At 60.1% G+C, this 11,262-nt stretch carries 9 protein-coding genes; 6 read left to right on the top strand and 3 right to left on the bottom strand.

Going from position 1 to position 11,262, the window contains the following annotated elements:
• The first annotated feature begins 104 nt into the window (after positions 1 to 104).
• The 5 genes from D3Z90_RS14810 (at position 105) to D3Z90_RS14790 (ending at position 6,705) form a co-directional block, all read left to right on the top strand.
• Positions 105 to 614, top strand: a complete 510-nt coding sequence (locus D3Z90_RS14810) for a GNAT family N-acetyltransferase (RefSeq protein WP_136476772.1) — start codon at positions 105 to 107, stop codon at positions 612 to 614.
• 105 nt (positions 615 to 719) lie between these two features.
• Positions 720 to 887 (top strand): hypothetical protein, encoded by a 168-nt coding sequence (locus D3Z90_RS14805; protein WP_371922322.1) that lies wholly within the window; start codon positions 720 to 722, stop codon positions 885 to 887.
• Positions 888 to 1,074: 187 nt separating this feature from the next.
• The gene (locus tag D3Z90_RS14800) at positions 1,075 to 3,390 is read left to right on the top strand and encodes a TonB-dependent siderophore receptor (protein ID WP_371922321.1); all 2,316 of its coding nucleotides are present in this window, start codon (positions 1,075 to 1,077) and stop codon (positions 3,388 to 3,390) included.
• A gap of 143 nt (positions 3,391 to 3,533) precedes the next feature.
• Positions 3,534 to 5,090, top strand: coding sequence for a DUF2272 domain-containing protein (locus D3Z90_RS14795; protein ID WP_136476769.1), 1,557 nt, complete (start codon positions 3,534 to 3,536; stop codon positions 5,088 to 5,090).
• 55 nt (positions 5,091 to 5,145) lie between these two features.
• Positions 5,146 to 6,705: a diguanylate cyclase gene (locus D3Z90_RS14790; RefSeq protein ID WP_136476768.1), complete on the top strand. Its 1,560-nt coding sequence runs from the start codon at positions 5,146 to 5,148 to the stop codon at positions 6,703 to 6,705.
• On the opposite strand, the gene D3Z90_RS14785 is transcribed toward D3Z90_RS14790, so the two are convergent.
• On the bottom strand, positions 6,706 to 7,332 hold the full coding sequence (locus D3Z90_RS14785) for a hypothetical protein (RefSeq protein ID WP_136476767.1): 627 nt from the start codon (positions 7,330 to 7,332) through the stop codon (positions 6,706 to 6,708). It abuts the gene before it with no gap.
• A 128-nt stretch (positions 7,333 to 7,460) separates the two neighbouring features.
• A complete protein-coding gene (locus D3Z90_RS14780) occupies positions 7,461 to 7,907 on the bottom strand; it encodes a MarR family winged helix-turn-helix transcriptional regulator (RefSeq protein WP_136476766.1) in 447 nt (148 codons plus the stop codon).
• 130 nt (positions 7,908 to 8,037) lie between these two features.
• Here D3Z90_RS14780 and aceE point away from each other — a divergent pair, with 130 nt between their 5' ends.
• Entirely contained in the window at positions 8,038 to 10,707 is a 2,670-nt protein-coding gene (gene aceE / locus D3Z90_RS14775; RefSeq protein WP_136476765.1) for a pyruvate dehydrogenase (acetyl-transferring), homodimeric type, read from the top strand.
• A gap of 60 nt (positions 10,708 to 10,767) precedes the next feature.
• On the opposite strand, the gene D3Z90_RS14770 is transcribed toward aceE, so the two are convergent.
• Positions 10,768 to 11,157, bottom strand: a complete 390-nt coding sequence (locus D3Z90_RS14770; RefSeq protein WP_136476764.1) for a GFA family protein — start codon at positions 11,155 to 11,157, stop codon at positions 10,768 to 10,770.
• Positions 11,158 to 11,262: the final 105 nt, after the last annotated feature.

Here is an 11,262-nt window from a genome sequence, read left to right as displayed (position 1 = left end):
GGCGCGGGGCAGGCTCGCGCCTACCGATGCTGGCTTTGCCCGGCGGTTTTGTAAACAATAGCGCCCGCTGAAAACGCGCTATTTGTTTACTGACCGAGATATCCATGCCTTCGAATCCTTTTACCGTCGAGCTGCTGCAAACCGGCCCGGAACAAGCCGAGCTGATCCGCAACTTGTATCAGTTCTATGCCTACGAGTCCTCGGATTGGGAACAGGAGGACGTGGAGGTGGACGGCCGTTTCTATATTCACGAGGAGCACCTTGCACGCTACTGGCAAGACCCGCAGTGGAGTGCCAACCTGATCCTGGTCGATGGCTTCATCGCCGGCTTTCTGTTGGTAGAACGCAGCGAATTTGCCGCGCTCAATGCCCTGGAACTGGCCGATCTGTTCATCCTCAAACGCTACCGGCGCAAGGGCATCGGCCGCGCGATTGCCAGCCAGGTGCTGATGAGCGGGGAGTGTGACTGGCTGGTGCGTTTCTATGACCAGGATGAAGCCGCCCAGGCCTTCTGGCGCGCGGTTCTGGATAACCTGCCACGGCCGGTGCGGACAATCGAACTGGATGACGAACCCGAACTGCTCAGTTACCTGGTGACCCGCGCCGTGCACTGATCGCTCGGCAGCGCACTTGCCAACGGCAATGGGCTCATGTTCCAGTGGCAGACCGGTCATTCTGTTGGCGTTGCCTGTCCGTTCGGCTTGTGCCGCCCGCTGCAGGTGTATTGCGATGTATCGCTCAAGGATTTTTCCATGGTCTACCCAGCCGGTGGTGCACCGAACGCTGCGGTGCGCATCGAGCCTGAGCGGTTGGCCGCATTGGTGAATGCGCAGTGGGTAGATGTTGCCGCGCAAAGCGTTGGCGTGGATGTAGGCGTACCGGGCTGAAAAAAATTGCGCTACGCCTGTCCCTTTTTCGGCACTCGCTTGTCATCAAAGGCAAGTGAACCGATTAGAGAGCGCAACAATGCCCGTACCGACACGCCGATGCCTCCCTCTGGCGCCTTCGTTTTCTTGTTCCACCCTGTGTTTGAGCCTGATGCTTGGTTTTGGCGCGCTGGCACCGCAACTGGCCATGGCCGAGGGAGAACAACGCGCCTACCGGGTGCCCGCTGGTGAGCTAGGCTCGGCGCTGGTGCGCTTTGCCACGCAAGCTGGTGTGAGCGTTTCGGTAGACCCAGCCCTGGTGAGTGGTCGCCGCAGTGCCGGCTTGAGCGGTACCTACAGTGTCGATCAAGGTTTTGCCCGCTTGCTGCAGGGCAGCGGCCTGCAACTGCTGCCGGTGAGTGCCGGTGCCTACACCCTGGTACCCGAATCCCAGGCTTCCGAGTCTCTGGAAATCGCACCGACGAGCGTTCTCGGCAGCCACGCAGGTGCCGATCTGGGCGGCGAACGCTATGCCGGTGGTCAGGTCACCCGGCGGGGCTCGCAAGGCTTGCTGGGTTCGCGGGATTTCATGGAAACGCCCTTCAGCATGACCACCTACACCAGTGAGGCGGTGCAGAACCAACAAGCCCGTACGCTGGGCGATCTGATTGCCAGCGACCCCTCGGTTCGCGCTACCAATCCGGCCGGAGGGCGCTTCGAGCAGTTCACCATTCGCGGCTTCAGCCTATTCAACAGTGATGTTTCCTACAACGGCTTGTACGGCGTGCTGCCGACCTATTCGATCGACATGGAAATGGCCGACCGGGTAGACATCATCAAAGGGCCAAGCCAGCTGATCAACGGGATCTCGCCGCGAGGCAGTGTCGGCGGTGGTATCAACGTCGTGGCCAAGCGTGCTACCGACACGCCGATCACCGAGTTCACCGGCAACTACGCTTCGGACAGCCAGGTTGGTGGGGCGGTGGATATCGGCCGGCGCTTCGGTGACCAGAAGCAGTTTGGCTTGCGCTTCAACGGCGTGACACAGTCGGGCGATACCGAATGGGATCACCAGCGCGTCAAGCGCGAAATGGCCGTGCTGGGCCTGGACTTTCGCGGCGAGCGCTTGCGCCTGTCGACAGACTTCGGCCACACCGAGCGTGACACCGACGCCCCCCAGGAACGCGTGTTGGTCGGCGCCAAGGCCAAGGTGCCTGACGCTGATGATGTGCGTCGCAACTACGCTCAGGCCTGGAGCAAGGCGCGCACCAACGATACCTTCGCCACCCTCAATGGTGAATACGATATCAGCGACTCGCTGCTGGCCTACGCCGCGCTTGGCGCACGTAAAAGCGATCATGATTTCCTCCGCCACAACGTACCGGTCTCCAACGATGCCGGTGACTTCACCGTGCAGCCTCGCGACTTCACCCGCGACGAGAGCGTCAAGACTGGCACCGCTGGATTGCGCAACTGGTTCAATACCGGTCCGGTAAGCCATGAGGTAAACCTGGCCGCCAGCTACTTCTACATGGACTTTGAAAACGGCGGTGCGCGTTATGCCTCCGGCTCCAGCAATATCTACGATCCGGTGCCAACCCCTGAACCGGGTACGCCGACGCGCCAGGATGCCAAGGTCTACACCGAGAACCGTTTTACCGGTGTGGCGCTGGCTGACACCCTGGGCTTTTTTGAAGATCGCTTGCTGTTGACCCTGGGCGCCCGTTGGCAGCGGGTCCAGGTGGATGACTGGAGCAACGGCATCAAAGGCACCACCGCCTATGACGAAGAAAAGCTCTCGCCCTCGGCCGGGATTCTGTTCAAGGCCACCGATGAGTTGTCGCTGTATGCCAACTACATGGAAGGCATGAGTCAAGGCAAAATCGCGCCGTCGACCTCACTCAACGAAGACCAGATATTTCCACCCTTCATCAGTCGTCAGGTTGAAGTCGGCGCCAAGTACGACCTCGGCGCGTTTGCACTGACGGCCAGCGCCTTTCGAATCAGACAGCCGGCCTACGAGACCAATGCCGACACCCGGATGTTCGGCGCCAATGGCAAGCGCGAGAACAAGGGTGTTGAGTTGAGCGTGTTCGGCGAGCCCCTCAAAGGCTTTCGCCTGCTCGGCGGGGTGATGTACATCGACAGCGAATTGACCGGCACCGCAGGTGGCACCTTCGATGGCAACCGCGCCCCGGCAACGCCCGAGTACAACGTCAACCTCGGGGCCGAGTGGGACGTGCCGGCGGTGTCTGGGTTGACGTTGACCGCCCGTGGCATCCACTCCAGCTCGCAATACCTCGATCAGGCCAACAGCAAGCAGATCGACGGTTGGGAACGCTACGATGCCGGCGCCCGCTATGCCTTCAGGGTCGATGGCAAGGACGTCACCCTGCGCGCCACCGTCGAGAACCTGCTGGATGAGCGCTACTGGGCGTCTGCTGGCGCTTCCGATGACAGCGAGGCGGGGCTGACCCTGTCTACGCCAAGGACTTACCTATTGTCGGCAACCCTGGGTTTTTGACCTTCTGCCGCTCGGGCAGGGAAGCCCGGCTACGCACCTTGACCTGACCCCACTGTTAGCTATCGTTTTCGTACGGTTGCCGGGCCTTGTGGCGCGGTACCCACGAGGGGGCCTGTTCCTGCGCAAGCAAAAGGGGTGCCTGTATGCCATACAAAGACGATTTCACGAACGCCCAAGGTTGGTCGGCGGTGGATGTCAGCACCCGACTCAATACCACCGCAGCCAAGACGTTCCTGACGTTTTTGCGCAGCAAGGGCGTCGATACCCTGATCCGCTATTACGCAAGCTCGGAGCGGGCGAAAACCATCACTGCCGCCGAAGCGAAGTACCTCTCCAAAGAGGGGTTCGCTATTTTGCCGGTGTTCCAGGACAGCAGCCGCAAAATCGAGCACTTTTCCAGTGCACAGGGCGTGGCTAATGCCAAGAGCGCCATGGATTTCGCCAAGCGGGTAGGTCAGCCCAAGGGCAAGGGCAGCACCATTCTTTTCGCTGTTGATGCTGACTATGAGGCCGATCAGATCGATGGCCCGATACTCGACTATTTCAGGGCTGTCAAAGCCGAGATAGGCGGTGCCTTCTCGATGGGGGCCTACGGCAGTGGCGCGGTCCTCGCCAAGTTGCTCGCCGAGGGCCTGATCAGTGTCCCGTGGCTGTCGATGTCGCGGTTGTTTCTAGGTACCGAGCAGTTCTTTTATTCATCGCGCTGGTCGATGCGCCAAGTGCCTCCCGACCTTACCCATGGGCCCTCTGGAGTGGGGTACGACCGTAATATCATCAGGGTCGCCAAGCAGGAACTGGGCGCCTTTGTGGTTGATGATACCGGGCATGGATCACTGTTCTGGAACGAAGACCTCGATGCCACCCTGGGCGGCAATCCCCATGTCCAGGTCGATGAAGCGCTGGTGGCGGGGGACCGCTTTGTGACCACCGAGGGCTTGCGCCTGCGCCAGTCTCCCAATGGCGTGATAGTGCGGGGCATGACGCTCGGAGAGAAGGTGACTGACCTTGGCGCCTCGGTGGAGCCCGGCTGGCGTAAAGTCAGGGTCGGCCTGGAGGAGGGCGTGGTGTTCGGCAAGTACCTGCGCGAACCGCTACGAGCAGAAGTCGAGGCGCTGTTGCGCGCTGCGCTGGATGAGTGGTTACGTTTCGACAAGGGCCAAGCCGACGAGAGAGGCGACCCGTACTACAAGTACGTTCGGCAGATGTGGGCGGCGATCGGCGAGCCTTACGATGGTCGCAGCCGTTATGCCAACGGCGAAGAGGTGCCGTGGTCTGCTGCATTTATCTCCTGGGTGGTGCGCAAGGCCGGGCCGGCCTACGCCAACTTCAAGTTCGCTGCCGGCCACTCGGTGTTTGTCAATAATGCGATCAAGGCGCGCTTGACCGAACGGTTGGATAAGCCGTTCTGGGGCTATCGCATCAACGAACAAAAACCGGAGATCGGCGACATCATCCAGCGCAATCGCGCATCCGGCACATTTACTTACTCCTATGCCGAAAACCACGCCGAGTACATCAGCCATTCCGATATTGTCGTTGAGGTGACCGCGGATGTGGCACGTGTATTGGGCGGCAATGTCGATGATACGGTGACCATGAGCAGCGATCTGCAGGAGTACCGGCTCGATAGCGATGGCTACCTTGAACCTGGCCAACGTGTCATCGCATTGCTGAAGAATCGTGCGGGACTCTCTGGCTGACAGCGCAAGGCTCGGGCACTCTATTGCAAGGAAGCAAACAACAACGGCAGGGTTCATGAACAACAGGCATTTTGTGTCTATCGGCTTACGTGGCCTGATTTTGATTTTGGTCTTCATGGCGGTCATTGCCACCCTGTGCAATAGCGCTTGGGTGGCGTATGGCGTGCAGCGCGATGCGCTTGTGCATTCTGCGCTGGAGGCCAATCAAGCCTATACCGCCAAGGTGGCCTCGAGCATTGGCCAGTTTCTGGATTCTGCGCACAACCGCTTGAGTTACAGCAGCAAGCTGCTGGGGCGTGACTTCAACAACCCCAAGCTGCTCAGGGAAGAGGTCGTTCGTCTGCAGTCCGACGACAAGGCATTCAATGCCGTGTTGATCGTTGATGCCAACGGCAAGGCCCTGCAACTGTATCCCGACAATGCGCAATTGCTGGGCACCACACTGCAATCGGAAGAAATCCTGCAAGCGCTGAAGGAGCGTCGGCCTCTGGTAAGCCATGCCTACGAGAGCGCCGCAGGCAACCTGATTGTGTTCATCTCGCAACCGGTGTTCAGCCCCGCGGGTGAATTTCTCGGCACCCTCGGTGCATCGATCTACATCCGCAAGCAGGGCATCCTGCACACCTTGATCAGCAACCACTTCCACAGGGATGGCACCTTTGCCTTTATCGCCGACGCAAACCGGCGCCTGTTGTATCACTCCGACCATCAACGAATTGGCGAAGTACTGACCACTAGCGCCACGGTCGACGCGGCACTGCGTGGGGAGCACGGCTCGATGGAAGCCATCAACTACAAGGGCATTGAAATGCTCGCCGGGTATGCGCAGATCGCTGATGCCAATTGGGCGGTGGTCGCGCAACAACCTCGCGAAATGGCCTTGGCGCCGCTGCGGCAGTTAATGCGCGACATTCTTTTCAAGATCATTCCTGCGGGGGTCGCGGGATTGCTGCTGATTCTGCTTGCCACCACCCTGATTACCCGTCCTTTGCGGCAGTTGGCCGGTCACGCAGAGCTTCTTGCGGCGCCGCAGGCTGAGGAGAAACTGAAAACGATCAATGCCTGGTACGCAGAAGCAGCGGCTATTCGTCGAGCACTGCTGACCGTTGTGCAACTGTTGCAGAAGAAGCTCGGCAGCCTCAGTCAGGAGGCGCAGAGCGATCCGTTGACGGGGCTGGCCAACCGCCGCGCCCTGAATGCGGCGTTGCAGACCCTGACCGAGGCGCAGCGAAATTATTCAGTGCTGGCGCTGGATATCGACCACTTCAAGCTGGTTAACGATACCTTTGGCCATGATGTGGGCGATGAGGCCCTCAAGCAGGTCGCGTCAATCATTGCACGCTGTTCCAGGGAGCAGGACCTGGCTTGCCGGGCGGGTGGCGAGGAGTTCGTGCTGATCCTGCCCGAGGCTGAGCAACATACCGCCAGGGCCATTGCCGAGCGGATTCGCCAGACCATTGAAACCACCCAGATCGTGCCGACGGGCGCGCTGACCATCTCCATTGGTGTGGCTGGCAGAAGCGCAGAAACACCGACGCCGGAGGCCATACTCAAGCGGGCCGATGAACACCTTTATCAAGCCAAGCACAGCGGGCGCAACCGGGTGGTGAGTTGATCAACCGGTGAGGCAGGCATCGGCCGGGCGACAGCGGCGACTGTCGAGGCTGCTCAACGGGTTGGCCTGGCGCGTTGGCGTCTCGCCGGTGAGCGTGCTCAGCAAGTTACTGATCTCGTCGCCATTGACCGTACCCTGGGCATGCAGGTGCTGCGCCACCGCGTTGAGCGCCGGCCAGTAGCGGCGCACCAGGCAGATCGAGCGGGCAATTGCCTTGGGTTCGGCGTCGAGAACCTTGCGCGCCGGCAGCAAACTGATCAATTCCATTGCCCGCTGACGATCTCCAGCGCCACTACGGGTTAGAAACCGGGTGGACGGGCAGTGACCATAGATGGCCTCGGCCACGGGACCGGAAAAACAATGCAGCAGGTCGCGCTCGATGGCATCGATCATCGAGGGCAGGTATTCGGCAATGCCGGAAGGTTCGAAGGCGGGAAGGGCAACAAAATATTCAGCTTCTACCAGCCCTTTGACCTGCAGCAGATTGCCGCGCAGATCGGCCATAGGGCCAATTAGCGCTTCTGCTCGGGTTCGCACCGTCACTCGCCTGATACGTTGCGCATTCCACCAGAAGGCCAGGACATGACCTGCTTCGTGGAAGGCTGTGCAACGCGGGCGAGTGTTCATGATCCGGGCCTCCGTTGTGCAGGTGCTGTCTACACCATCTGCTGTTCGCCCCGGGTTCGTACAAAAGATTTTCACTATCAGCCAAGAAGAGTGCGGCTATCGGCGTTCGCCCTTGCTTTTCGATAAGTTTAGCGCTGATTCGAGCGGGCATTACGGGTGGTCTGCGCCAGCGCCGTGGCAAAAATGCGTTGCTGATCGTCGTCAAATTCAACCAGGAAAAGCTCCTCCACTGCTGCCTCGTAGACCTCCCACATGCGCTTGCGCAAGTCTCGTCCCCTATCGGTGATGCGGGCAATTGCGCCGCGGCCATCGTCCTTGGCCTTTTCACGCACCACGAGCGCTTCTTTTTCCAGGCGGTCCACCAGGCGCGTGAGGTTGTAGCGCTCGATCGCCATCACTTGCGCCAGTTCGTGCATCCGGCGGGTGCCATCCTGGCCGCTTTCGATGCCCCAAAGCGCGTCGTACCACGCGTAGGGCGGCAGCTTGGCTTCAGCCAACCGGTGTTCGATCTCACGAATCAGGCAGCGATGCGCACGAACAAAATTGAACCAGAGATCCGGCGACGATGAGGGCATGCAGTGCTCCAGTAACGGGATTGTAATTGCAGTTGCAATTATAAGGCGCTTGGCGCTAGATTCAATTGCAAGTGCAACGATCGTCCGGTCGAGGCGTTGACCGGCTATCCCATCTCAAGGAGCTTCACCCATGGCACAGCGCAATCCACTTCTCGACCCGGACCCGCAGGAAACCCGTGAATGGATCGACTCGATCGCCTCAGTGGTCGAGGAGGTAGGGCGACCCCGGGCGCACTTTCTGATTGATCAGTTGCTGGACTTCGACGTATCGCTGCACGGTGATTTCCACGGTCGGGTCACCACCCCTTATGTGAACACCATCGCCCCAGAACGGGAGGTGCCTTACCCGGGCGATCTGGTCCTGGAGAAGCGGCTCAACGCCTACATTCGCTGGAACGCGCTGGCGATGGTATTGCGTGCCGGCAAGCATTCCGGTGTCGGCGGCCATATCGCTTCATATGCGTCGGCGGCGGTGCTGTACGACGTTGGTTTTGACCACTTTTTCCGTGGTCGTACCGACAGCTTCGCAGGTGACCTGGTCTACATTCAGGGGCATTCGGCCCCCGGTATCTACGGCCGGGCATTCACCGAAGGGCGTTTGACCGAGCAGCAACTGGACAACTTTCGGCGCGAAACTGACCGCGATGGGGTTTCCTCGTACCCACATCCACGGCTGATGCCCGACTTCTGGCAGTTTCCTACCGTTTCGATGGGGCTGGGCCCGATTACCGCGGCGTACCAGGCGCGATTCATGCGCTACCTGGAAAACCGTAATCTCAAGGAATACCAGGGCCGTAAAGTCTGGGCGTTTCTGGGTGACGGCGAAATGGATCAACCTGAGTCTCAGGCCGCGATAGCCTTGGCAGGGCGGGAAAAGCTCGACAACATTATCTTCGTGGTGAACTGCAACCTGCAGCGCCTCGATGGTCCGGTGCGCGGCAACAGCAAAGTCATTCAGGAATTTGAAAGCCTGTACCGTGCAGCGGGTTGGAATGTCATCAAGGTTGTCTGGGGCTCAGGCTGGGACGCGCTGCTGGACAAGGACAAGAGTGGCTTGTTGCGCCAGCGCATGATGGAATGCGTCGATGGCGAATACCAGAATTACAAATCGCAGAATGGCGCGTATGTGCGCGAGCATTTCTTCGGCAAGTATTCGCAGTTGCTCGAGCTCGTAAGCGACCTGAGCGACGAGCAGATCTGGAAGCTGTCGCGCGGGGGACATGATCCGCTCAAGGTCTACAACGCCTACGCCGCTGCAGTCCGTCACAGTGGGCGGCCGACAGTTATCCTGGCCAAAACCGTCAAGGGGTTCGGTCTGGGTGAGGCGGGCGAAGGGCAGAACATCAATCATCAGCTCAAGAAGATAGGCGCCGACGCGGTGAAAGCGTTTCGCGACCGGTTCGGCCTTGAGCTCAGCGATGAGCAATTGGCAGACATGCCGTACCTGCGACCCGACCCGGACAGCGCCGAAGCGCGTTATCTGAGATTGCGCCGCGACAGCCTGGGAGGCCATGTGCCTGCCCGCCACGCCAAGGTCGAACCGTTGCCGATTCCGCCGCTGTCAATACTGGAGGCGCAGCTCAAGAGCACCGGCGACCGAGCGATCTCCACGACCATGGCGTTTGTGCGGATCCTCGCCACCTTGCTCAAGGATGCCAACATCGGCCGGCAGATTGTCCCTATCGTGCCAGACGAATCCCGCACGTTCGGTATGGAAGGCCTGTTTCGCCAGGTGGGTATCCACTCCCATGTCGGCCAGCTCTATACCCCGCAGGACGCCGGTACGCTGTCGTACTACAAAGAGAGTGTCGACGGCCAGATCATGCAGGAAGGCCTGAACGAATCCGGGGCTACATCGTCCTGGATAGCTGCCAGCACGTCGTACGCCAATCATGGCGTGATGACTATCCCGTTCTATATTTTTTACTCGATGTTCGGCTTCCAGCGTGTTGGCGATCTACTCTGGGCTGCCGGTGACGCGCGGGCGCGAGGCTTTCTTCTGGGCGCTACTTCAGGTCGCACGACGCTGATGGGAGAGGGGCTGCAGCACGATGATGGGCATAGCCACGTGATGTCGGCGACTGTTCCGTGCTGCGTTTCCTATGATCCTACCTACGCCTACGAATTGGCGGTGATCGTGCATCGTGGGATGCAGCGCATGTACGTCGAGCAAGAGGATGTGTACTACTACATCACCGTGCTTAACGAGAACTATCCGCACCCGGATCTTCCCGAGGGCGCGCAGGCGGGCATTCTTAAAGGCCTGTATCGCTTGCCCGTGGAGCGTGAGGTACGCGGTGACTGCCATGTCCAGCTCATGGGTAGTGGCGCAATCCTGCCTGAGGTGCTGGCCGCCGCCGAAATACTTGAGCGGGATTACGCGGTCAGCAGCGAAGTCTGGAGCGCCACCAGCCTCACTGAAGTGCGGCGTGAGGCGCAGGCGGTCGAGCGCTGGAATCTTCTCAATCCGCTCGCAGAGGCAAAGGTGCCGTACCTTCGACAGGTGCTCGACGGCCACCCAGGCCCTGTGGTGGTGGCAACTGACTACATGAAAATCCACGCCGACCAGATCCGTCCCTGGCTGGCAGATCGCCGCTTCGTGGCGTTGGGCACCGATGGCTTCGGTCAGTCCGACACCCGCGAAGCCTTGCGTCGGCATTTCGAGGTCGACCGGCAATTCATTGTGCTGGCGGCGCTCAAGGCCTTGGCAGATGACGGCGTGATTGAGCGCGAACGAGTGGCCAGGGCACTGCACGAGCTGCAGATAGACCCCGCCAAGGTTGACCCGGCCGGTGTTTGAACGCTGCCGTTGTAACGGGCCCTGTGCAAGTACCACAGGGCCCACGCTTGGGACCTGGCACTATTCGTGGCGCCGAGCGGGATCACGGTCGTGCGTGTAGTGACGACTGAGGTTAAACGCTGGCAGCCAGGATTCACGACGTACCACCCAGCTTTCATACGTGGGCGTGAACTGGTCCGGGGCGTCCAGTGCGCCCAGGTGCACTTCCACTTCGTCGGCGCTGCGGGCGAAAACCGAGGAGCCGCAACGGGGGCAGAAAAAGCGTCCTGCGTAGTCGCGAGTTTCACCCTCGATGTGCACGGCGTCCTGGGGAAACACTGCCGACGCATAAAACAGCGCGCCGTGGTGCTTGCGACAGTCCAGGCAATGACACAGGCCAACCCGGTTAGGGCGGCCCGAAGCAACGATACGTACGGTGCCGCACAGGCAACCACCGGTAAATCTGTCCATGGCGCGCTCCTCTGGAGGGTGGCGGAAAGAAATCGTTAGCGAGCTATCGTAGTACCCTGTTTACGGCTGTTACTCTGACTTTTTGCGAATTGAATGGTCCACCGA

Source organism: Pseudomonas sp. DG56-2, from assembly GCF_004803755.1.
Lineage (GTDB): Bacteria > Pseudomonadota > Gammaproteobacteria > Pseudomonadales > Pseudomonadaceae > Aquipseudomonas > Aquipseudomonas auratipiscis.
The sequence above is the reverse complement of the archived record's forward strand: the minus strand, read 5'-3'. Positions and strand labels throughout refer to the sequence as shown.

Excerpts from the sequence above, each read along its gene's own strand:
- D3Z90_RS14790 (WP_136476768.1), top strand. The coding sequence starts at position 5,146 with ATGAACAACAGGCATTTTGTGTCTATCGGCTTACGTGGCCTGATTTTG.
- D3Z90_RS14770 (WP_136476764.1), bottom strand. The coding sequence starts at position 11,157 with ATGGACAGATTTACCGGTGGTTGCCTGTGCGGCACCGTACGTATCGTT.
- D3Z90_RS14800 (WP_371922321.1), top strand. The coding sequence starts at position 1,075 with ATGGCCGAGGGAGAACAACGCGCCTACCGGGTGCCCGCTGGTGAGCTA.
- aceE (WP_136476765.1), top strand. The coding sequence starts at position 8,038 with ATGGCACAGCGCAATCCACTTCTCGACCCGGACCCGCAGGAAACCCGT.
- D3Z90_RS14810 (WP_136476772.1), top strand. The coding sequence starts at position 105 with ATGCCTTCGAATCCTTTTACCGTCGAGCTGCTGCAAACCGGCCCGGAA.
- D3Z90_RS14780 (WP_136476766.1), bottom strand. The coding sequence starts at position 7,907 with ATGCCCTCATCGTCGCCGGATCTCTGGTTCAATTTTGTTCGTGCGCAT.
- D3Z90_RS14795 (WP_136476769.1), top strand. The coding sequence starts at position 3,534 with ATGCCATACAAAGACGATTTCACGAACGCCCAAGGTTGGTCGGCGGTG.
- D3Z90_RS14785 (WP_136476767.1), bottom strand. The coding sequence starts at position 7,332 with ATGAACACTCGCCCGCGTTGCACAGCCTTCCACGAAGCAGGTCATGTC.